Consider the following 20345-nt stretch of genomic DNA (forward strand, 5'->3'; position numbering starts at 1 on the left):
GACGGAGCGCTTTCGGCGACCGTCGTGGGCGTGATACGACGCTCGGATGAACCGCCCGAACCTGGATCACCTTATCGCCGGTTGGAGGGGGCCGCTGTTCGCCGCCCTGCTGACGCTGATCGCCGGCCTGCCGGGCCTGTTGCTGATGCCGCCGCTGGACCGCGACGAGAGCCGCTTCGCCCAGGCCACGGCCCAAATGGTCGAGAGCGGCGACTATGTCGACATCCGCTTTCAGGACGAACCGCGCTGGAAAAAGCCGGTCGGCATCTACTGGCTGCAGGCGGCGGCCGTGGCCCTGACCTCGGACGTCGAGGATCGCCAGATCGCGCCCTATCGGATTCCGTCGCTGCTGGGCGCCATGCTGGCGGCCTGGGCGGTGGCCTGGGCCGGGTCGGCCATGCTGGGAAGCCGCGTCGGCTTCCTCGGCGGGGCGATCATGGGGGCGACCTTCCTGTTGTCCACCGAGGCGGGCATCGCCAAGACCGACGCCATGCTGTGCGGGGCGACCACCCTGGCCATGGCGGCCCTGGCCCGCATCTATATGGCGACGCGGGCGGGAGAGCGGCCCGAACGGCTGCACAAATTCCTGTTCTGGGCGGGCATGGGCCTGTCGATCCTGATCAAGGGGCCGATCGGGTTCCTGGTCATCGCCCTGGCGGTCATCGCCGTGTCGATCTGGGATCGGAACGTCAAATGGCTGTACCGGCTGGGCTGGGGCTGGGGCCTGCCGCTGGTGGCGCTGATGGTCGGGCCGTGGGCTATCGCCATCACCATCGCCACAGACGGCGGCTTCTGGCGCGAGGCCATCGGCGGCGATCTGGCGCCTAAGATCGCGGGCGCGCACGAAAGCCATTCGGGCTTCCCTGGCATGTATCTGTTGCTGGCGCCCCTGCTGTTCTTTCCCTCGACCCTGCTGCTGCCCGCCGCCGTCTCGACGGGATGGAGCCGGCGGGCAGAGCCGGCGATCCGGTTTCTGGTGTGCTGGGTGCTGCCGGGCTGGCTGATGTTCGAACTGGCGCCGACCAAGCTGTGGCACTACACCCTGCCGACCTTCGGCGGGCTGGCGCTTCTGGCCGCCGCCGCCCTGGCCCGGCCCATCGGCAAGGTGTCGCGCATCACGGGCGCGGCCCTGGCGGTGTTCGCGGCGATCCTGATCATCGGCATCACGGTCTATGGGCTGACGGTTTATGGCACCTCGACGGCCCAGACGTGGGCGGCGCTGACGGTGGTCATGGCCCTGGCTGCCGGGGCCATGGGGGGCTTCCTGCTGCTGAACCGGGCGCCGGTCGCGGCCCTGATCGCCTCGCTGGCCTTCGGGATCGTGGCGCACGCGGCCCTGGCCGGCACCATTCGCCAGCTGCGCCCCCTGGCCATCGCGCCCCGGCTGGAGCGGACGCTGGAGGCCGCCGACCTGCATCCGCGTCAGGGTCGCACGCCGGGGCCCGTTGCCATCACCGGCTTCCATGAGCCCAGCTTCGTCTTCCTGACCGGGCGCGACACCGATCTGACGGACGCGCAAGGGGCCGCCGAGGCCCTGGCCGAGGGGCGGCCCGCCATCGTCGAAGGCCGCGACGCCGACGCCTTCCGCGCCGCCGCCGCGCGCCTGGGCGTGTCGGGCCGGGCGGTCGGGGTGGTCAACGGCTACAACTATTCCGCCGGGGACGAGGTCAGTCTGACGGTCTATGCGCCGCCGCCCAGAAACGGGACGGGGAACGGCGCGTCGCAGGACGATGCGGATGGGGCTTCCTGATGGCCCGCTTCATCCAGATCGTCGAGGTCGGGCCCCGCGACGGCCTGCAGAACGAAAAGGCCGTGCTGGACCCCGCCGTCCGCGCCGATCTGGTGCGGCGGCTGGAGGCGGCGGGCGCCAAACGGATCGAGGCCGTCTCCTTCGTCCATCCCAAATATGTGCCGCAAATGGCCGGCGCCGAGGACGTCATGGCCGTCTTGCCGCGCGAGGTTGGCCGCAGCCGGATCGGCCTGGTTCTCAACGGCAAGGGCTATGATCGGGCGCTGGCGACCGGGGTGGACGAGGTCAATGTCTCGGTCGCCGCCACGGACGGTTTCGGCCTGAAGAACCAGGGCCTGGCGGTGAAGGACCAACTGGCGATGCTGGCCGACATCGTGGCCCGGCGGCACAATGCCGAGGCGTCCGAGGGCGCGCCGTCGCTGTCGGCCATGATCTCCTGCGTCTGGGGCTGTCCGTTCGACGGCGAGGTTTCGGTCGATCAGGTCGCGGACATGGTGGGGGCCATCGCGGCGATGGGGGTCCGGGAGATCGGTCTGGCCGACACCATCGGCGTGGGCGACCCCTGGGCGGTGACGCAGAAGGTCGAGGCGGCCCGGGCGGCGGCGCCCGATGCGACCCTGCGCCTGCATTTCCACGACACGCGAAACACGGGCCTGGCCAACGCCTATGCAGGGGTTCAGGCCGGGATCGACGTGCTGGACGCCTCGGTCGGCGGCATCGGCGGCTGTCCGTTCGCACCCGGCGCCACGGGCAATATCGCGACCGAAGACCTGGTCTATATGCTGGAGCGCGGCGGGTTCCAGACAGGCTATGACTTGGACGCTCTGATCGACACGGCGCGGTGGATCGGCCAGGCCATCGGCCGGCCCGCGCCCTCTGCGCTCAGTCGGGCAGGCGGCTTCCCCCGGTCCTGACGGAGCGAGGGCGTTGCGGCGGCCCTGTGGCGGCGTGTCGCAAACGGAGCTATTCATGATGAATGGACGCGAACATCCCGGGGGCGGGTCGCGTAGAGGACCGACCATGCTGATCGCCATTCCGCTGCTGCTGATCCCGGTGGTCCTCTACAATATCGTGGTGCTGTTCGGCGGATCGGGCGACGCGGGCGTGGCGCAGGCGGACGTGCTGCTGCGCGATCCGCTGTTCGCGGTCACAATGACGTCCGGCGCGCAATGGACCATCGGTTCGGGCGATCTGATCCTGTTTCTGGGGCTGATCCTGCTGTTCTTCGAACTCTTGAAATCGACGTCCAGCCAGCGGGTCGCCATCATCAATCACGCCCTGTCGATGATCCTGTTCATCGGCGTGTTGATCGAGTTCCTGCTGCTGCCGGGCTTCGCTACTTCGACCTTCTTCCTGATCGTGACGATGATCCTGCTGGACGTGCTGGCCGGCTTCATCGTCACCATCATCGCCTCGCGCAAGGATTTCGACTTCGGCGGCGCGTGAGGCCAGGCGGCCTCAAACAGGCCGACCTTAGGAGAAGACCGAGAAGATCAGGGCCACCACGGCGACATCGAAGAGTTTGGCGGCGAGGCTGAAGGCGGCGGGCATGATCGGGTCCGGCATGAGGCGTCTGACGACGCTTCCAGCAAACCCCGTGCCGTCCGGTCAGATGTCGGTCTTGGTCGTCTTGCCGGTGATCGGGCGACGCTCGGCCGCGCCGGAATACTCGGCCCCGAGATAGGCGGAGCGGGCCGCGTCCAGCACGGGCGGGCCGCCGCGCAGGCCGCGCTTCTGGCCGCTCTGGCCCATCTGCTGGGCGACGAAGGCGGCCGGGCCCGGTTCGATGGCCGGCTGCACGGCAGCTCTTGCCGGGCGGTCCTGCGCCTGGGCCTGCGGTTCGGGCGCGTCCAGCGGGACCAGATCGCGCGACGGCGGACGCGCGCGCCGCTCGCGCTCGCGGCGTTCGCCCTCGCGCCGCTCGATGCGCTCTGGCCCGCCGATGGCGCCGATGCGGTCGGTCATTTGGGCTTGGCGCCGGCCAGCTTGTCGATCTGGCGGCGCATCTCGTCCATCTGCCGGCGCATGTCGTCCAGGGCGTCAGGCGCGTTCGCAGCCGGCTCCGCAGCCGCTGGTTCCGGCCGCGCCTCGGCGCTCGCCTCGGTCCGGGCGTAGCCGAAACCGGGGAACATCTGCATGGCCCGTTCGAACATGGCGATGTTGGCGCGGGCCGCGTCCTCCATCAGGCTGGCGCCCGCGCCGGTTCCGAAGGCGCGGCTCATCTGGCTGGCGAACTGTTCCTGCTGCTTGCCGAAATTGGCCAGCGACATTTCCAGATAGGAGGGCAGAACCCCCTGCATCTGACCGCCGTAAAAGCCGATCAGCTGACGCAGGAACTGAACCGGCAGCAGGGCCTCGCCCCGGCTTTCCTCCTCGAAGATGATCTGGGTTAGGATCTGGCGGGTCAGGTCGTCATTGGTCTTGGCGTCATAGACGACGAAATCGACCCCCTCGCGCACCATGGTCGCCAGGTCCTCCAGCGTCACATAGGCGCTGGTTCGCGTATTGTAGAGGCGTCGGTTCGCATACTTCTTGATGACGACCGTCTCGGTCGCATCCCTGTTTCCGCCCTTGGTTTTTTCGTCAGCCACGCTTGTTCTCGCGATGTTGCAACGCATCACTATCCCCCCTTGCGCGCTCAAGCGCCAGAGGGGGCGACGATGCGCCGGGTGCGGAGCGTTTTCTCAGTGCGTCAAGGCGGGGGCCAGAACGACGCCGACCAGCACCGCCGCCCAGTGGACGGTGGCGCCGGTCACGACGAAACCATGCCAGATGGCGCGGCGGAAGCGGACCTTTGGGCTGATGAAGACGAAGACCCCGGCGGTGTAGATCAGCCCGCCGATCACCAGCAGGGCCAGGGCGATCGGATGCACCGTCTCGACCATCGGCTTAAGGGCGGCGACCGCCAGCCAGCCGAACACGACATAGACCCCGCTCCAGAACCTGTCCGAGATGCGCGGCGCGAACAGCTTCACGCCCGCGCCCATGAAGGCCAAGGTCCAGATCAGGGTGGTGAAGCCCACGGCCCACACCCCCTCGAACCGCTGGGTGGTGAAGGGGGTGTAGCTGCCGGCGATCATCAGGAAGATGGCCGCCTCGTCCAGCCGCCGCAGCACGGGTCGCGCCGCGCAGGGGTTGGTCCAGTTGTAGATGGTCGAGGCCGTCAGCATCCCGACCAGACACAGCGCATAGATGGCGGTGGCCAGCACGCCGCCGATGCCGGTGTAGACCCCCGCCAGGCCCGCCAGGATGATCCCGCCGACCGCCGCCAGCATCAGTCCGACGACATGGACCCACAGGTCCGCCAGCTTTTCCGCGCGCGTGGGGTAGTGTTCGATCATGTCCAACTCGTCCGGCGTGCAGACGTGGGCGACAAGACGTTTGATCGTGCGCAGCATGGCCAATCCAATCCCAGATCGCGCTTATCGTTCCGCCACAATGCGCCGACAGGGTGACGAAGCCCTGAATCCGCCGCCGATCGCGTCGTCGCAGGTGACGAAGCCGCCCCGATGCGGCAAAACGGCCACGCACCTTTATTCCGCAGAGAGTGAAATCCCATGACCGAGGTCGTCATCGTCTCCGCCGCCCGCACGCCGGTCGGTTCGTTCATGGGCGGTCTGGCCGCCCTGCCGGCGTCAAAGCTGGGCGAGATCGCCATCAAGGCGGCGCTGGAGCGGGCCGGCGTCTCGGGCGAGGAGGTGGACGAGGTGATCCTGGGCCATGTGCTGCAGGCCGCCGCGGGCCAAGGCCCTGCGCGTCAGGCCGCCGTGGGCGCCGGGGTGCGCAAGGAGGCGGCCGCCTGGAGCCTGAACCAGATCTGCGGCTCGGGCCTGCGCGCCGTCGCCATCGCCGCCCAGCAGATCGCGCTGGGCGACGCCCGGATCGTCGTCGCCGGCGGTCAGGAAAGCATGAGCCAGGCGCCCCACGCCCAACAGCTTCGCAACGGCCACAAGATGGGCGACGTGGCCTTCGTCGACACCATGATCAAGGACGGCCTGTGGGACGCCTTCAACGGCTATCACATGGGCCAGACCGCCGAGAACATCGCCGAAAAGTGGTCGATCAGCCGCGAGGCCCAGGATGAGTTCGCCGTCGCCAGCCAGCACAAGGCCGAGGCCGCCCAGACCGCCGGCAAGTTCGCCGACGAGATCGTTCCCGTCGTCATCCCCGGCAAGAAGGCCGACGTCACGGTCGACAGGGACGAATACATCCGTCACGGCGCGACCATCGAGGCCATGCAGAAACTGCGTCCGGCCTTCGTCAAGGACGGCAGCGTCACCGCCGCCAACGCCTCGGGCCTGAACGACGGGGCGGCGGCTCTGGTGCTGATGAGCGCGAATGAAGCCAAGGCGCGCGGTCTGGAGCCGCTGGCCCGCATCGCCTCCTACGCCACGGCGGGCGTCGATCCGTCAATCATGGGCACGGGGCCGATCCCGGCGTCCAGGAAGGCGCTGGAGAAGGCGGGCTGGAGCGTCGCCGATCTGGATCTGGTCGAATCCAACGAGGCCTTCGCCGCCCAGAGCCTGTGCGTGGTCAAGGAGCTGGGCCTCGATCCGGCCAAGGTCAATGTCAACGGCGGCGCCATCGCCATCGGCCACCCCATCGGCGCCTCGGGCGCGCGCATCCTGACGACCCTGCTGTTCGAGATGAAGCGGTCGGGCGCCAAGAAGGGCCTGGCGACCCTGTGCATCGGCGGCGGCATGGGCGTGGCCCTGTGCGTCGAGCGGGGGTGAAGCGTTAGGTCAAAAGCGCCTTCAGCACGCCGTCCAGAACGGGGCGGCCCCGGTCGGTGGCGATCAGCCGGCCTTGGCGCAGCGTCAGGAACCCGTCCGCGATCAGGTCCGCGACCGGCGCGGCCTCGGGCGACAGGTCCAGCGCCGATAACAGGGTCGCTGGCGCGCCTTCGGTGGTGCGCAGCGCCAGAAGGAACCGTTCCTCCGCCGCGTCCGCGGGCGACAGGGTTTCGCGGTCCGACCAGGGCGCCGAGGCCTCCACGCCCGCCAGATAGTCGGCGATGCGGCGGTGGGCGACGGTGGCGGTCCTGGCGCCGTTCAGCGTCAACCGCCCGTGGGCGCCGGGGCCCAGGCCCAGATAGTCGCCGCCGCGCCAGACGTGCAGATTGTGCGCCGAGCGCGCGGCCGGGCCGCGCGCATGGTTGGACACCTCATAGGCGTCGAAACCGGCCGCCGACAGAACCGCCTGGGTCGTCTCGTAAAGGGCGGCGGCGACATCCTCGTCCGGCGGGGTCAGGGTTCCCCGCGCCAAGGCCCGGCCGAAGGCGGTGGTCGGCTCTATGGTCAGTTGATAGGGCGAGACGTGTTCGAACCCCAGGTCCAGCGCGGTCGTCAGTTCGGCGGCCCAGGCCCGAGGCGTCTGGTCCGGTCGGGCGTAGATCAGGTCGATGGACAGCCGGTCGAAGGCCTGGCGCGCCAGATCGACAGCGCGATAGGCCTCAGCCGCCGAATGATCCCGGCCCAGAAAGCGAAGGGCGTCGTCGTCCAGCGCCTGAACCCCCATCGACAGGCGATTGACCCCGGCCTGGGCCAGGGCGGCGAAGCGGGCGGCCTCGGCGTCGGTGGGATTGGCCTCCAGTGTGATCTCGATCCGGCCGGCGGGCGGATAGAGGCGTTCGGCCGTCTCCACGATACGGGCCACCGCCTCGGGCGCCATCAGCGAAGGGGTGCCGCCGCCGAAGAAAATGGAGGCCAGCCGCCGGGGTCCAGTCAGGGCCCGCTGGGCCTGAAAATCCTGAAGGATGGCGGCGACCAGCCCTGCCTGCTCGGCCGCCCGCCCCCGGTCGCGCACCACGTTGAAGTCGCAATAGGGGCAGATGCGCGAACAATAGGGCCAGTGGACATAGAGGGCGACGTCCGACCCCGGATCGGGCGGCGGCATATCAGTCAATCAGGACGGCCCTCAGCTTCTCGAAGGCGCGGGTGCGGTGGCTGATCGCGTCCTTGGCCGCCGGCTCCATCTCGCCGAAGGTCAGGTCGCCACCCTGGGGAATGAAGAGGGGGTCGTAACCGAAGCCCCGGTCGCCGCGCGGCGGGAAGGTCAGATGGCCGTCGACCACCCCTTCCACCACGATGCAGGGACCGTCGGGCCAGGCGACGGCCAGGGCCGAGGTGAACCAGGCGGTGCGGTCGGTCGCGCCGATCTCCTCCAGACGCTGCTCCACCTTGGTCATGGCCACGGCGAAATCCTTGCCCGGCCCGGCCCAGCGCGCGGAGAAGATGCCCGGCGCCCCGTCAAGCGCCGCGACCGACAGGCCGGAATCGTCGGCCAGCGCCACCGCGCCCGACCGTTCCGCCGCATGGCGCGCCTTCAGCATGGCGTTGCCGGCGAAGGTGGTTTCGGTCTCGTCCGGCTCGGGCAGGTTCAGTTGGCCCGCCGTGACGATCTCGTAATCTCCGCCCAGCAGGGCCGAGATTTCCGGCACCTTGCCCGGATTGTGGGTCGCGACGACGATCCGCATCCCCTTGATAAGCTTGAGAGTCATGGGCGCTCCTGCCGCTGAAACAGTCTATTGCCAAAGTTTAATATCGTTAAACGATATGTAACGTGCTTTTCCGCATCGCACGGCCTATCTCTTGATCATCGAGAACGAGGTCGCAGCGTTCTTGATTTCGGTCAAAGCCGAAACGTTCGTGCGATCAGAAAACAAACCGGGCGATAATCGTCCCTCATGAAAGACGGAGAACTACGATGCATACGATGAACACCTCGATGTGGCTGGACAAGGTCGGCGCTGCTTTCGTCAGCACGGTTCTGATCGCCGCCCTGCCGACCGCCCTCGTCACCGTGCTGATGCAAGCCTTCTGATCCTTACGTCATTTCTATCACGAGAGTTTTGACGATCTGCATGAAGACCGCGATGTATAGAGCCGCGCGCGGGTTCTTCGCACCCCGCGCGGCCGCCGCCCGCCCTCTTCAGACCTGAGACCAGAACCGCCATGCGCCTGCCGACGCCGCGACATCCGACGAAGCGAGGCGAGGCGCGATCCCTGACATGGCTGAAGGCCATGGGGCCGGGATCGGTGTCCAGCGTGCTGAAGATGGTGCTGGACGTGGCCTATGTGCTGTTGTGGCTGATCACCGGGCTTCTGCTGCTGCTGGTGATCGCGGCCATATTCATTCCCCTGGACAATGTGAACATCACCGTCAGCGGCGACGCCGGCGGCAAGCAACTGCCGCTGACGCGCACCCTGTTGCTGTTCGGCCTGGGCGCCGCGACGGCCTATTTCGGCGGTTTCATGCTGATCTTGCGCAGCCTGCGCCGCATCATCCGCACCCTGACCATGGGCGACCCTTTCCAGCCGGACAATGTGCGCCGCCTGCGCCAGATCGGCCTGACCCTGGCGGTGGTGACCGGCGGCGTCTGGCTGGCGCAAGGGTTCGTGGCCAAGCGGCTGGCGCCGGGGGTCATGGACCCGCAGGGCCTGGGCGAACTGCTGACCCCCATATTCTCCGTCCTGATCGTCTTCGTGCTGGCGGAGGTGTTCCGCGAGGGCGCGCGCCTGCGCCGCGAATCCGAACTGACGATCTGAGCCGTTTCGACTAGGATTTCCGCATGGCCATTCGCGTCCAGCTCGATCGCGTTCTCGTGGAACGCCGCATGTCCCTGACCGAACTGGCGGATCGGGTGGGCGTGACGGTGGCCAATCTGTCGATCCTGAAGACGGGCAAGGCGCGGGCGGTGCGGTTTTCGACCCTGGACGCCCTGTGCCGCGAACTGGACTGCCAGCCCGGCGACCTGTTGGCGCACGAGCCGGGTCCGGGCGACGTGTTCGAGGACGACGAGGCGGCATGAGGCGAAAGGGGCCGGGGCGCGACGAAAACGGGCTGACGCCCGAGGACCGTCGCATCTGGACCCGGGTGTCCAACTCGGTCGCCCCGCCGCGCACGCGAAAGGCCGCGCGCGTCACGCCGGGCGCGGAGACGCCGCCGCCCGTGATCGCGCCGACGTCGCCAGGACCCTTGCGACCGGCGCCGAAGCCGCCGCGCCCGGCGCCGGCCTCGCCCATCGACAAGCCGCGCGTTTTGCCCACACGCCCCAAGCCGGCGCCGGAAGCGCTGGAGCCGCGCCGCAAGCAGCGGCTGTCGCGCGAACGCGACCCCATCGAGGCGCGCATCGACCTGCACGGCTTTGGCCGTTTCGAGGCCGAGGACCAGTTGCGCGGCTTTCTGATCTCGTGTCAGGCGCGCGGGATGCGGGCGGTTCTGGTCATCACCGGCCAGGGCCGGATGGGCGGCGGCGTGATTCGTTCGGCCTTCGCCGAATGGATGCACTCGCCCGCCTTGCGCGGCGTGGTGTCCGGCTTCACCACGGCCCACCAGAGGCACGGGGGAAACGGCGCCTTCTACGTCACCCTGAAGCGCCGCGTCTGAGCCATGGAAAAAGGCCGGACCCGCGCTGGCGGACCCGGCCTTTCGAAGCGGTCTGTCGTCGACCTATTTGGCGGCGAGCGCGCCGGCCAGGATCACGTCGATCTGCTTGCCCATATGGTCCGACAGGGCCTGCGCGCCCCATTCGTCATAGGCGGCGCGGCGATAGTTGGACAGATAGGCGTCCCAGATCAGCTCGACCAACAGGCGGATGTCGGCGTCCTTGCTGAGCTCGTTCTTGGCCACGGCGTCCTGAAGAATGCCGCCGATGGCCAACAGCAGATTCTTGGTCGCGGCGCGGGCGCGCATCTCGGCGGCCAGGGGCTGGAACCACGAGCGGGCGACGATGGCCTGGAACAGCGGCAAATGCTCCAGCGACGACTTATAGCCGGCGGTCAGGGCGCTGAGCAGACGCTGGCGGACGGGCTCGCCCGCCGGGGCGGCGGCCTCGACCACCTCGGCCAGGCGCGTCATGTCCTCGGTCAGGACGGCTTCGAACAGTTCGGCCTTGTCCTGGAAGTTGGCGAAGACGGCGCCGGTGGACATGCCCGCGCCCTTGGCGATGTCGCGGATGGTGGCGGGCTCGTAGCCCCGCTCGGCGAACAGCGAGCGGGCGGCGTCCAGAACCTTTTGCCGTGTGCGGATCTTGGCGGCCTGGCGGCGGTTCAAGCGAGGTTCGACGGCGAGGGTTGCGACGGTATCAGTCATGAAATCAGGCTTTTACTCTACTTTAAGTCTCGGACGCCGCAGGCGGGCCCGAAGGCGACTTGAGGTGAAGATCGCGGCCCGGTGCCGGGACGGACAGGCGCTTTCCGCCCTATCGGCGCAGAAATAGCAATGTCGCGCTTGCATCACGGAACCATGACGAAAATGGGTCCGCCAGACGACGCTAGGTATCGACCCTTAGCTGACGTTGGGTTCGGGGCGGGCGGGCCGCGCCGTGCGGCGCAGGGCGCGGCTGGGGCGATTGCGACGCTCGACCGGCGTCGCGGCCTGGAAGGCCTTTCTGAACTGGTCGCGCCGTTCGTGGATCGAGGCCAGGACCAGACCCATCGGCACGCCCAGGTCGACCAGGGTGTTCTCGGCCAGCTGCAGGCTGGCCTCGGTCGTCTCCGGCACGGCGTCGGTGACGCCCAAGGCATACAGGCGCATGGCGTGCTGGTCGTCGCGGGCGCGGGCGATCAGGATCAGGTCGTCGCGCATGGCCCGCGCGGTCTGCACCACCTCGTCCACCTTGGCCGGGGCGTCCATGGTCACGATCAGGGCGCGCGTCGACTGGACGCCGCAGTGCTGCAGCATCTCGCGCCGACCGGCGTCGCCATAGAAGACCTCGAACCCGTCGCGACGGCCGGCGGCGACGGCGGCGGCGTCGGTGTCCAGGGCGATGAACGGCTGGTCGTGTTCCTTCAGCATCTCGCCGATCAGACGGCCCACTCGGCCGAAGCCGACGATGATGACCGCGCCGTCGGCCGCCGCCGGGGCGGGGATATCGGGCAGAGCCGTGGCGTTCGGTCCGGTCCGCTTCGTCAGCGTCTGGCCGATCATGGCCAGCAGCGGAATGGAGAAGATGCTGAGGGTGGCCGACAGGGCGACGGTGTTGGTCAGGCCGGCCGGGGCCAGGCCCTCGACCATGCCGGTGGCGAAGACGACGAAGGCGAACTCGCCCGCCGGGGCCAGGACCAGGGCCGTCTCCAGCGCAGGCCGCGCGCCCAGTCCCCACAGCCGCGCCAGGGCGAAGATCACGCCGGTCTTGACCGCCGTCAGGGCCAGGGCCAGGCCGAATACGCCGATGGGATCGGCGGCGATGGCGTCCAGGTCCAGCCCCAGGCCGACGCCGACGAAGAAGACGCCGAGCAGCAGCCCCTTGAATGGTTCGATCGACACCTCGACCTCGCGCCGGAACTCGGTCTCGGCCAGAAGGACTCCGGCGACCAGGGCGCCGATGCTCATGGACAGACCGCTGGCCTGGGCCGCCAGCCCGGCGCCGACGACGACCAGCAGACTGGCGGCGACGAACAGCTCCCCGCCCTGGGCCGCCTTGCGCGCCTTGGCCACCGACCGGAACATGGGCCGCAGCACCACACGTCCCAGGAGGACCAGAAGACCCAGCCCGACCGCCGCCGGGATCAGGGTGAACAGCGACCGCCCCAGGATGGCGGCGTCCAGCGCCCCGCCCTGCTGGGCTACGGCCGCCAGAACGGTGACGGTGATCAGAATGGGGGCCACCGACAGGTCCTGGGCCAGCAGGATGGCGAAGGTCGAACGGCCGACCACGCCCTTCAGCCGTCCGCGTTCGGCCAGGACCGGCATGACCACGGCGGTCGAAGACAGGGCCAGGCCCATGCCCAAAACCACGGCGCTGGCCAGGGTCTGGCCCATCAGCATGAAACCGCCTGCCAGGACCGCGGTGCAGGCCGCCACCTGCATCAGCCCCAGGCCGAACACCAGCCGGCGCATGGCCCGCAGCCGCTCCCAAGACAGCTCCAGCCCGATCATGAACAGGAGGAAGGCCACGCCTAGTTCCGACAGCTGCGCCAGCTGGCCCGGATCGTTGATGGTGAAATAGGACAGGAAGGGCAGGGCGTGGGCGAACCGGGCCAGACCGTCCGGCCCCAGAACCACGCCCGCCGCCAGGAAACCCAGCACCGGGCTGATCTTCAGCCGGTTGACCAGGGGCACCATGACCCCGGCGGCGGCCAGGAAGACCACCAAATCCTTATAGTCCGCGCCGTGTCCGTGCATCGCCCCTCCGTCGTCGGCGCATCTGACCCCGAACCGGCGACCGTGGCGAGACGTCGCAGCGCTTTCATGAATTTTTTTTAAGGCGACAGACCCCCAACCGGGTCTAGGGTCCGCGCCGAACCGCCCATTTCCGGGGCGGAGCCTAGGATCCAGTGATGAAACGACTGCTTATCGGCGCCGCCGTCGGCGCCCTTCTGCTGCCCGCCAGCGCCGCCTTCGCTCAAGACGCCGACCACGACCACGCCTGCATCGACGAGACCTGCTCCATCGTCTCCCTGTTCTCGGGCGAAGAGACCGCCGCCGGCTGGCAGGGCACGCAGGCGCCGCGCTACGGAACCTGGGGCTTCGACATGGCGGGCCGCGACACGGCGGTGAAGCCGGGCGACGACTTCTTCCAGTTCGCCAACGGCAAGGCGCTGGAGAAGCTGGTCATTCCGTCGGACCGCACCAGCTACGGCTCCTTCGCCCTGCTGCGCGAACTGTCCGACAACCGCATGAAGGAGCTGGTGACGGGTCTGGCCGCGCGCCGCGATCTGGCCCCCGGTTCGGACGAGGCCAAGATCGCCGACGCCTATCGCTCCTACAGCGACGAGGCGCGTATCGAGCAGCTGGACGCTCAGCCGCTGCAACCCTATCTGGCCGCGATCCGCGCCGCCGACAGCCATGAGAAGATGGCCGTCTATATGGGTCAGACGGTCGGCCGTTTCGGCGGCTCCTTCTTCGGCACCGGCATCACCATCGATGCGAAACAGCCGACCCGCTACGTCGTCTCGACCGGCCAGTCGGGCCTGGGGCTGCCCAACCGCGACTACTATCTGGACGCCCGCTATGCGGACAAGAAGGAGAAGTATCAGGCCTATGTGGGCCGGATGCTGACGATGATCGGCTGGGAGAACCCGACCGAGACCGCCGCCCAGATCGTCGCCCTGGAACAGAAGATCGCCGAGGCCCACTGGAGCCCGGTCGAGAACCGCAATCGCGACAAGACCTATAACGAGTTCACCATCGCCCAGCTGGCCCAGCAGGCGCCCGGCTTCGAATGGCAGGACTATTACGACGCCGCCAAGCTGGGCGGCGTGCCGCGCCTGATCGTGCGTCAGGACACGGCCATGCCCAAGATCGCGGCCATCTACGCCGAGACGCCGGTCGCCCTGTTGCAGGCGTGGGAAGCCTTCCACACCGCCGACGACATGGCGCCGCTGATGTCCAAGCGGTTCTCGGACGCCCAGTGGGAGTTCCGCTCGCGCGACCTGTCGGGCCAGCCCGAACAGCGTACCCGCGAAAAGCGCGCCATCTCCTTCGCCGAGGGTTCGCTGGGCGAAGCGACGGGCCGTCTCTACGTCGCCCAGTATTTCCCGGCCGAATCCAAGGCCAAGATGGAAGAGCTGGTCGCCAATCTGCGCACCGCCCTGTCGCACCGCATCGAGAACCTGACCTGGATGGGGGCCGAGACCAAGGCGGCGGCGCAGGAGAAGCTGCGCAAATTCACCGTCAAGATCGGCTATCCCGAGAAGTGGCGCGACTATTCCGGTCTGGACATCCGCGCCGACGACCTGGTCGGCAACGCCGAGCGTCGCGGCCTGTTCGAATGGAACTACGACCTGTCGCGTTTGAACGAGCCGGTCGACAAGTCCGAGTGGGGCATGACCCCCCAGACGGTCAACGCCTATTACAACTCGGCCAATAACGAGATCGTCTTCCCGGCCGCCATCCTGCAGCCGCCCTTCTTCGACCCGAACGGCGATGCGGCGGTCAACTATGGCGGCATCGGCGGGGTGATCGGCCACGAGATCGGCCACGGCTTCGACGACCAGGGCTCCAAGTCCGACGGCGACGGCGTGCTGCGCAACTGGTGGACCGCCGAGGACAAGGCCCGGTTCGAGGCCCTGACCGCGCGCCTGGGCGAACAATACGCCACCTATGAGCCGATCGCCGGCTATCACATCAACCCTGGCCTGACGATGGGCGAGAACATCGGCGACGCCTCGGGCGTGGCCGTGGGGCTGGAGGCCTATCACCTGTCGCTGAACGGCCAGCCGGCGCCGGTGATCGACGGCACGACCGGCGACCAGCGCTTCTTCTACGGCTGGGCCCAGGTCTGGCAGTCGAAATATCGCGACGAGGCGCTGAAGCAGCAGGTCGCCACCGATCCGCACTCGGCCGCCCAGTTCCGCGTCATCGGCCCGCTGCGCAACGTCGACGCCTGGTACGACGCCTTCGACGTTCAGCCCGGCACGAAATACTATCTGACGCCGGACCAGCGCGTTCGCATCTGGTAAGACGACGGGTCTTCGATAGACGGAAGAGGCCGGGATTCGCCCCGGCCTTTTTCATGGCCGACGCGCGGCCCCATTGCGCGGCGTGCGCGGGCGGCAAAGCCAAGGGGAACATGGATTTCAGGCATAGAAAAGCCCGCTGCGGGGGATACATCGCAGCGGGCTATCTTGCTCTTTAAAGAGCGGACGTTTCCTCCCCGAAACGCCTTCGAGTGCTGCGCGCTTGAGCAACGCTTGCCCTCGAGTGAGTTCATTTGACGCAAGGGCCGGTCGGTCGTCAACGGCCCGTTTCGCCAGAGTCGAACTTTCTTCGACTTATCGCTGATAACTCATTTTAGCGCCCACATATTATCGAAGCTTATTCGATAATGCCCTTGATGGCGGCGACCAGGCCGTCGCGGGCGATCTTCATCTGGCCGGGGCGTTCGGCCTTCCAGGCGTCGTTGTCGGCGATGGCGGCGGCGGCGGCGCGTCCGGCGTCCAGATCCTTGATGGTCACTTCGCCCGCCGCGATCTCGTCGCCGCCCAGAATGACGACGGCGGGGGCGCCGCGTCGGTCGGCATATTTCATCTGGGCCTTCATGCCCGCGCGACCCAGATAAAGCTCGGCCGCAATGCCTGCCGCACGCAGTTCGGCGACGGCGTTCAGATAGTGGCCCATGTCATCCTCGGAGAAGACGATGACCACGACCGGGCCACGCACCGCGTCCTCGGCGCCGCGTCCCGCCGCCCGCAGGGCCGAGGCCAGACGCGAGACGCCGAAGGAGAAGCCGGTCGCCGGCACGCTCTGGCCCGTGAATCGCGCGACCAGATCGTCGTAGCGCCCGCCGCCGCCGATGGAGCCGAAGCGGACCGGGCGGCCCTTATCGTCCACCGTGTCCAGCAGCAGTTCGGCCTCGAACACGGCGCCGGTGTAGTATTCCAGACCACGCACGATGGTCGGATCGAACTTCACCGCGTCCTGATCGACCCGCATGGCGTTCAGCGCCCGGTCGATGGCGGCCAGTTCGTTCAGCGCCGCCTCGCCCGCTGCGCCCAGATCGCCGGAACGGGCGACGGCGTCCAGGGTCTCGGCCCGCGACAGGCCCGGCGTACTGGCCGAGGCCAGAAAGGCCTCGATGGCCGCCGTCACCTTGGCGGGCAGTTGCGCGCCCTTGGTGTAGTCGCCGGAGTCGTCCAGACGGCCTTCGCCCAGCAGCTGGACCACGCCGTCCCAGCCCAGACGGTCGAACTTGTCGATGGCGCGAAGAGCGGTCAGGCGCTGGCCCGCCTCGTTCACGCCGCCCGCGTCGAACAGGCCGTCGAACAGTTTGCGGTTCGAGACGCGGATCTGGGCCTGTCCGGCATCCAGCCCGGCGCCGCGCAGACCCTCGCAGGCCATGGCGATGATCTCGGCGTCGGCCTCGGGCCGGTCCGAACCGACCGTGTCGGCGTCGCACTGCCAGAACTCGCGGAAGCGGCCGGGGCCGGGCTTTTCGTTGCGCCACACCGGACCATAGGCATAACGGCGGAACGGCTTGGGCAAGGTCTCCCAGGTCTGGGCCGCGAACCGGGCCAGGGGCGCGGTGTGGTCATAGCGCAGCGCCATCCACTCGCCCGGCTCGTCCGACCCGGCGTCGTCCTGCAGCGCGAAGACCCCTTCGTTCGGGCGGTCGGCGTCGGGCAGGAATTTGCCCAGGGCGTCGGCGTATTCGAAGGCCGGGGTCTCCAGCGGCTCGAAGCCCCAGCGCTCATAGACCTCGGACACACGCGCCACGAGGCGGCGTTCGGCGGTCAGGTCGCGGCCGCGCTTGTCGGCGAAACCGCGCGGATTGCGGGCGAGGGGGCGGATCGGGGCGTCTTCGGTCATGGCGCGCGCTTAAGCCAAGGGACGGGCGACCGCAAATTCCATGGCCGGCCGCCGGCCCGCCGCGGGTCCACGAATACCCGAGATCGCACACAGGCGTTTGTTTAGGCGAAGATAAATCGCATTGGGGCGGAACCTGGGCGCATACGTTTCGTTCTTGATCGCCATGACGCCACACGCCGTTCTCGTAGCCCGCACCTGCAACACGTCGGACCGACGCACGATCCGCTGGTGGGAGTGCGAACTGGTCGATACCGAAGGGTCTCGCCGCATTCGCGACCAGGCCTTCTTCTCCATTGGCGAGGCGAAATCCTGGGCCTCCGCACAAGGCTATCCAGTCAGCGAAGACGCCGCCTCGTCGTCCGAAACCTGATGTCGCGTTCCGCCCCGACCGGCGTCCTGACCGCCGAAGCCTTCGACACGCCGCGCATCCTCTTGGCCGGCGCCGTCGATTACGCCATGTACGACCGCTTCCGCGATCAGCTGGCCGAGGCGCCCAAGACCGGGCTGACGGTGATCGAACTGTCGACCCTGGGGGGCGATCCCGAGGTGGCGCGCATGATGGGCGAGGACGTCCGGTTCCAGAGCGACATCAATCCGTCGCGCCGCCTGGTCTTCCTGGGCAAGGCGGCCATCTATTCGGCCGGCGCGACCTTCATGAGCTTCTTCGCCGTCGAGAACCGCTATCTGACGCGCGGCACGCGGGTGATGATCCATGAGCGCAAGATGGACAAGGAACTCCACATCACCGGGCCGCTGACGACCTGCATCGCGTCGGTCAAGGCGGTGCTGCACGAGTTGGAACACTCCATCGCCATCCAGAACGAAGGGTTCGAGAACCTGGTTCGCGGGTCGTCGGTGACGATGGACGAGGTGCTGAAGCGTGCGCCGGAAAACTGGTATGTCGAGGCGCAGGAAGCCAAGACGATGGGCCTGATCGCCGACGTGATCTGACCCGCAGGGTCAGGCGTCCAGCGTCTCGACCGTCAGATTGCCGTTGGTGTAGACGCAGATTTCGGCGGCGATTTTCATCGCCTTGCGGGCGATCTGTTCGGCGTCCAACTCGGTCTCCTCGATCAGGGCGCGAGCGGCCGACAGAGCATAGTTGCCGCCCGAACCCACGGCCGCGACGCCGTATTCCGGCTCCAGCACGTCGCCGACGCCGGTGACGGTGAAGATGGACGACTTGTCCGCCACCAGAAGCATCGCCTCCAGCCGGCGCAGATAGCGGTCGGTGCGCCAGTCCTTGGCCAGGTCGACGCAGGCGCGGGCCAGCTGGTCGGGATACTGCTCCAGCTTGGCTTCCAGACGTTCGATCAGGGTGAAGGCGTCGGCGGTCGCGCCGGCGAAGCCTGCCAGAACCTTGCCGCCCGCCAGGGTCCGCACCTTGCGCGCCGCGCCCTTGACGATGGTCGGTCCCATCGAGACCTGGCCGTCGCCGGCGATCACGGTGCGCCCGTTCTTGCGCACCGCCAGGATGGTGGTGCCATGCCAGTCGGGAAAGGAAGAGGCGGTCGCGTCGAAGGATCGGGTCATGACCGACAGATGGACAGGCGGGGCCGCCCGATCAAGTCCGGCCACGCTTTCATAACAACGTCATATTTCGACCGAAGTCGTCGATATAACGGCAACGTTCTTGCCCAAGCCTTGCATTAAACGGAAAGCTCCTTGCTTTATCGCCTCGTCATAGCGAGAGAATTGGTCGGCGGGATCGCGCCTGACGGTCGCGTTGCGGCTGAACGTCTCGGCGAAGCCATGGCGGACAATCGGCGCGACGAGATCAGCGGCGTGATGCTGATCCACGCCGGATGGCTGGTGCAGATGATCGAAGGCGCGCGGGTCGACGTGGACCGCGCGCTGCGCCGGATGCAGACGGATGGTCAGGGCGAACTGCACATTCTGGGTGACCGCCCGGTCATCCATCGTCGGGCCGCCGAGCCGATGCGGATGTGCGCCCTGGCGCCCCACGAGGTCGAAATGGCGCTGGCCGGCCGGGTGCCGAACACGCTGGACGCGACCGAGCTGGAACGCCTGTTGTGCGGCGAGGTCCGACGTCGGGCCGCCGCCTGATCGGCGCTGCATTCTGTTAACGCTCATGCCCTAGCAGTCGTGGCGGGGCCGTGGCCCGCAGTTGCGTATGAGTTTGGTCCATGCCCTTGTTTCGTATCGTCTATGTCAGCGAGGCCGCCGGGCCGGCCGCATCGGGTCTGATGCCCCTGGTGGACATCATCGGCGTGTCCGACCGCAACAATCGCCGGGACCAGCTGACGGGCGTTCTGATGCGGCATGAGGGGCGTTTCCTGCAGGTTCTGGAAGGCGCGCGGGTCGATCTGGATCGGACGCTGGCGCGCGTGCGGTCCGACGGGCGTCACACCAATCTGGCCGTCCTGTCCGACCGGCGCGTCGAGGCGCGGATGTTCCCCGATTGGGCCATGGCGCGCGTCGAGGCGACGCCGGACGTGGCGCGCTTGCTGAGCGCGGACATCGACCAGGATGATAGGGACGCCGCCCTGGATCGGCTGCTGACCGACCTTTCGCTGACGGCCGCCGGCGCGGTCTGACCGTTCGGCCCTCGCGATCCGCCGTCGGGATCGCTAGATGGGGGCGTGATCTTTTCCGAAGACGAAGTCGAACGCTATGCGCGCCACCTGGTCCTGTCCGAGGTGGGCGGGCCGGGGCAGCAGGCGCTGAAGCGCGCGCGCGTGCTGATCGTCGGCGTGGGCGGGGTCGGCGCGCCGGCGGCCCTGTATCTGGCGGCGGTGGGCGTGGGGACGCTGGGGCTGATCGACGACGATGTCGTGGGCCTGTCCAATCTTCAGCGCCAGATCGCCTTTTCGACATCCGAGGTCGGACGGCCCAAGGTTCAGGCGGCGGCGGATCGTCTGACCGGGCTGAACCCCCATGTCGTGATCGAAGCCCATCCCGAACGCCTGACCCAGGACAACGCCGCCGAGCGCATCGACGCCTATGATCTGGTGCTGGACGGGACCGACGATTTCCAGACCCGGCTGTGGGTCAATGCGGCCTGCGTCGCGACCGGGCGGCCCCTGGTGTCGGGCGCCCTGGGCCGCTGGAGCGGACAGGTCGGGGTGTTCGCGGGCCGACCCTGCTATCGCTGCCTAGTTCCCGAAATCCCGCCCGACGCCGAGACCTGCGCCCGCGTGGGCGTGATCGGCGCGCTGGCAGGCGTGATCGGGGCCATGGCCGCGCTGGAGGCGATCAAGGTGCTGACCGGCGCGGGCGAGGCCCTGACCGGGCGGCTGCTGCTGTATGACGGTCTGGCGGGCGCGGCGCGCACGGTTCGGGTGGCGGCCGATCCGGCTTGTCCAGTGTGCGGCGGGTGACC

The 20345-nt window shown here is 68.2% G+C and carries 22 protein-coding genes; 13 read left to right on the plus strand and 9 right to left on the minus strand.

Annotated features, from left to right (window positions below; genetic code table 11):
• Positions 1 to 46: 46 nt before the first annotated feature.
• The 3 genes from B3Z70_RS03395 (at position 47) to B3Z70_RS03405 (ending at position 3196) form a co-directional block, all read left to right on the plus strand.
• On the plus strand, positions 47 to 1750 hold the full coding sequence (locus B3Z70_RS03395; protein WP_292044677.1) for an ArnT family glycosyltransferase: 1704 nt from the start codon (positions 47 to 49) through the stop codon (positions 1748 to 1750).
• On the plus strand, positions 1750 to 2664 hold the full coding sequence (locus B3Z70_RS03400; RefSeq protein ID WP_292044679.1) for a hydroxymethylglutaryl-CoA lyase: 915 nt from the start codon (positions 1750 to 1752) through the stop codon (positions 2662 to 2664). Before B3Z70_RS03395 ends, B3Z70_RS03400 begins: the two co-directional genes overlap by 1 nt.
• 106 nt (positions 2665 to 2770) lie before the next feature.
• A complete protein-coding gene (locus tag B3Z70_RS03405; protein ID WP_248119426.1) occupies positions 2771 to 3196 on the plus strand; it encodes a hypothetical protein in 426 nt (141 codons plus the stop codon).
• Between the two features lie 162 nt (positions 3197 to 3358).
• Here the strand turns inward: B3Z70_RS03405 and B3Z70_RS03410 are convergent, their stop codons facing one another.
• The 3 genes from B3Z70_RS03410 to trhA all read right to left on the minus strand — a co-directional run bounded on the left by B3Z70_RS03410 (position 3359) and on the right by trhA (position 5148).
• The gene (locus B3Z70_RS03410; protein ID WP_292044683.1) at positions 3359 to 3715 is read right to left on the minus strand and encodes a hypothetical protein; all 357 of its coding nucleotides are present in this window, start codon (positions 3713 to 3715) and stop codon (positions 3359 to 3361) included.
• Positions 3712 to 4368, minus strand: coding sequence for a polyhydroxyalkanoate synthesis repressor PhaR (gene phaR / locus B3Z70_RS03415; RefSeq protein ID WP_409410564.1), 657 nt, complete (start codon positions 4366 to 4368; stop codon positions 3712 to 3714). Before phaR ends, B3Z70_RS03410 begins: the two co-directional genes overlap by 4 nt.
• Positions 4369 to 4434: 66 nt before the next feature.
• Positions 4435 to 5148 (minus strand): PAQR family membrane homeostasis protein TrhA, encoded by a 714-nt coding sequence (trhA, locus tag B3Z70_RS03420; RefSeq protein WP_292022701.1) that lies wholly within the window; start codon positions 5146 to 5148, stop codon positions 4435 to 4437.
• Between the two features lie 159 nt (positions 5149 to 5307).
• Between trhA and B3Z70_RS03425 the strand changes: the two genes are divergently transcribed.
• Positions 5308 to 6483, plus strand: a complete 1176-nt coding sequence (locus B3Z70_RS03425) for an acetyl-CoA C-acetyltransferase (protein WP_292022704.1) — start codon at positions 5308 to 5310, stop codon at positions 6481 to 6483.
• 4 nt (positions 6484 to 6487) lie between these two features.
• Here B3Z70_RS03425 and hemW read toward each other — a convergent pair whose 3' ends face one another.
• Positions 6488 to 7645, minus strand: coding sequence for a radical SAM family heme chaperone HemW (gene hemW, locus B3Z70_RS03430; RefSeq protein WP_292022712.1), 1158 nt, complete (start codon positions 7643 to 7645; stop codon positions 6488 to 6490).
• Position 7646: 1 nt separating this feature from the next.
• A complete protein-coding gene (rdgB, locus tag B3Z70_RS03435; protein ID WP_292022706.1) occupies positions 7647 to 8249 on the minus strand; it encodes an RdgB/HAM1 family non-canonical purine NTP pyrophosphatase in 603 nt (200 codons plus the stop codon).
• A 454-nt stretch (positions 8250 to 8703) separates the two neighbouring features.
• Between rdgB and B3Z70_RS03440 the strand changes: the two genes are divergently transcribed.
• Genes B3Z70_RS03440 through B3Z70_RS03450 form a run of 3 tightly spaced genes read left to right on the plus strand, consistent with a single transcriptional unit; the run spans position 8704 to position 10138 of the window.
• Positions 8704 to 9297 carry a DUF2975 domain-containing protein gene (locus B3Z70_RS03440; RefSeq protein ID WP_292044685.1) on the plus strand — a complete coding sequence of 198 codons (594 nt, stop codon included), beginning with the start codon at positions 8704 to 8706 and terminating at the stop codon, positions 9295 to 9297.
• A 23-nt stretch (positions 9298 to 9320) separates the two neighbouring features.
• Entirely contained in the window at positions 9321 to 9560 is a 240-nt protein-coding gene (locus tag B3Z70_RS03445) for a helix-turn-helix domain-containing protein (protein WP_292044687.1), read from the plus strand.
• Positions 9557 to 10138, plus strand: a complete 582-nt coding sequence (locus B3Z70_RS03450) for a Smr/MutS family protein (protein ID WP_292044689.1) — start codon at positions 9557 to 9559, stop codon at positions 10136 to 10138. The genes B3Z70_RS03445 and B3Z70_RS03450 overlap by 4 nt, the downstream gene beginning before the upstream one ends.
• A 63-nt stretch (positions 10139 to 10201) precedes the next feature.
• On the opposite strand, the gene B3Z70_RS03455 is transcribed toward B3Z70_RS03450, so the two are convergent.
• Both B3Z70_RS03455 and B3Z70_RS03460 read right to left on the minus strand, forming a co-directional pair.
• Positions 10202 to 10843: a TetR/AcrR family transcriptional regulator gene (locus B3Z70_RS03455; RefSeq protein ID WP_292020946.1), complete on the minus strand. Its 642-nt coding sequence runs from the start codon at positions 10841 to 10843 to the stop codon at positions 10202 to 10204.
• Positions 10844 to 11038: 195 nt separating this feature from the next.
• A complete protein-coding gene (locus B3Z70_RS03460; RefSeq protein ID WP_292020943.1) occupies positions 11039 to 12877 on the minus strand; it encodes a cation:proton antiporter in 1839 nt (612 codons plus the stop codon).
• A gap of 155 nt (positions 12878 to 13032) precedes the next feature.
• Here B3Z70_RS03460 and B3Z70_RS03465 point away from each other — a divergent pair, with 155 nt between their 5' ends.
• Positions 13033 to 15156 carry a M13 family metallopeptidase gene (locus B3Z70_RS03465; RefSeq protein WP_292020942.1) on the plus strand — a complete coding sequence of 708 codons (2124 nt, stop codon included), beginning with the start codon at positions 13033 to 13035 and terminating at the stop codon, positions 15154 to 15156.
• A 355-nt stretch (positions 15157 to 15511) separates the two neighbouring features.
• Here the strand turns inward: B3Z70_RS03465 and hisS are convergent, their stop codons facing one another.
• Positions 15512 to 17002: a histidine--tRNA ligase gene (gene hisS / locus B3Z70_RS03470; protein ID WP_292020940.1), complete on the minus strand. Its 1491-nt coding sequence runs from the start codon at positions 17000 to 17002 to the stop codon at positions 15512 to 15514.
• 163 nt (positions 17003 to 17165) lie between these two features.
• Here hisS and B3Z70_RS03475 point away from each other — a divergent pair, with 163 nt between their 5' ends.
• Together B3Z70_RS03475 and B3Z70_RS03480 are read left to right on the plus strand one after the other, a co-directional pair.
• Positions 17166 to 17372, plus strand: coding sequence for a hypothetical protein (locus B3Z70_RS03475; protein WP_292020938.1), 207 nt, complete (start codon positions 17166 to 17168; stop codon positions 17370 to 17372).
• Positions 17372 to 17953, plus strand: a complete 582-nt coding sequence (locus tag B3Z70_RS03480; protein WP_292020936.1) for an ATP-dependent Clp protease proteolytic subunit — start codon at positions 17372 to 17374, stop codon at positions 17951 to 17953. The genes B3Z70_RS03475 and B3Z70_RS03480 overlap by 1 nt, the downstream gene beginning before the upstream one ends.
• Before the next feature lie 9 nt (positions 17954 to 17962).
• On the opposite strand, the gene hslV is transcribed toward B3Z70_RS03480, so the two are convergent.
• Positions 17963 to 18535 carry an ATP-dependent protease subunit HslV gene (gene hslV, locus B3Z70_RS03485; protein ID WP_292020950.1) on the minus strand — a complete coding sequence of 191 codons (573 nt, stop codon included), beginning with the start codon at positions 18533 to 18535 and terminating at the stop codon, positions 17963 to 17965.
• Between the two features lie 132 nt (positions 18536 to 18667).
• On the opposite strand from hslV, the gene B3Z70_RS03490 reads away from it, so the two are divergent.
• The 3 genes from B3Z70_RS03490 to B3Z70_RS03500 all read left to right on the plus strand — a co-directional run bounded on the left by B3Z70_RS03490 (position 18668) and on the right by B3Z70_RS03500 (position 20343).
• Positions 18668 to 19069, plus strand: coding sequence for a BLUF domain-containing protein (locus B3Z70_RS03490; RefSeq protein ID WP_292044690.1), 402 nt, complete (start codon positions 18668 to 18670; stop codon positions 19067 to 19069).
• 80 nt (positions 19070 to 19149) lie between these two features.
• A complete protein-coding gene (locus B3Z70_RS03495) occupies positions 19150 to 19560 on the plus strand; it encodes a BLUF domain-containing protein (protein WP_292020931.1) in 411 nt (136 codons plus the stop codon).
• A 45-nt stretch (positions 19561 to 19605) separates the two neighbouring features.
• Positions 19606 to 20343 (plus strand): HesA/MoeB/ThiF family protein, encoded by a 738-nt coding sequence (locus B3Z70_RS03500; protein ID WP_292020929.1) that lies wholly within the window; start codon positions 19606 to 19608, stop codon positions 20341 to 20343.
• Positions 20344 to 20345: the final 2 nt, after the last annotated feature.

It is taken from the genome of Brevundimonas sp. UBA6550 (assembly GCF_002434505.1).
GTDB lineage: Bacteria > Pseudomonadota > Alphaproteobacteria > Caulobacterales > Caulobacteraceae > Brevundimonas.